This window comes from Oleiphilus sp. HI0128 (genome assembly GCF_001635365.1).
Genome location: NZ_LWGG01001447.1, coordinates 1 through 833 on the forward strand (window position 1 = coordinate 1; position 833 = coordinate 833).

Below are 833 nucleotides of genomic sequence, written 5' to 3' on the forward strand. Positions count from 1 at the left end.
GATAGTTGAACTTACTATACTGAGGTTGAATGGCTTATACAGTCTCTTTAGAAAACACCTGTTTTAAGCCCTCAGCGGTTTGGCTAGCCAAGTCAGTAAGCTTTTCTGCATCGCCCTTAAACTGAGCTTGAACAGTCTCAGAAAATTCAGATTGTTGCTCTACAAAGGCGTTCAGTGAATCGCTATTTCTGATCTCTAATGCCGATTTTGCCTGGGCTATACCCATTTCAGCGTAGTTTGCAAAGGCTTGCGCTTGAATATCAACTAACTCACCTACGTTATTCAGTAGCAATCTATTCACTTCTTTTGCAGGCTCAACAAAGCGTTTCGCTTGTTCGCTTAATGAATCGATAAATTCGTTCATGTATGTCTCCTTGTTATTTACTAGTGGTGCATGTGCTGACCGCCGTTAATGGAAAGATTTGATCCAGTGATAAAACCAGACTGTTTGTCTGATAAGAAAGCAACAAGTCTCGCTATTTCTTTTGGATCACCCAGCCTGCCGACCGGAATTTGGGCGATAATTTGGTTTCTTATACTCTCTTCGACCGCCATCACCATTTCAGTTGCTATATAACCAGGGGAAATAGTGTTAACAGTAATGCCTTTGCTGGCTACTTCTTGCGCTAGTGACATGGTAATACCATGAATGCCAGCTTTGCTGGCAGCGTAATTCACTTGACCAAATTGGCCCTTTTCACCGTTGATAGAAGAGATATTAATAATTCGCCCGTATTGGCGTTTCAACATGAACTCGATGACATTCCGACAAGTATTGAAGGTTCCACTCAGGTTCACATCAATGACCTCTTGCCATTTTTGTGGTGACATTC

The 833-nt window shown here is 42.0% G+C and carries 2 protein-coding genes; both read right to left on the reverse strand.

The features are described 5' to 3' along the window. Positions 1 to 34: 34 nt before the first annotated feature. On the reverse strand, positions 35 to 364 hold the full coding sequence (locus A3763_RS23865) for a phasin family protein (protein ID WP_068553374.1): 330 nt from the start codon (positions 362 to 364) through the stop codon (positions 35 to 37). Positions 365 to 384: 20 nt separating this feature from the next. Continuing rightward, the coding region (locus tag A3763_RS23870; RefSeq protein ID WP_082880586.1) for an SDR family oxidoreductase at positions 385 to 833 on the reverse strand (449 nt) is incomplete at its 5' end.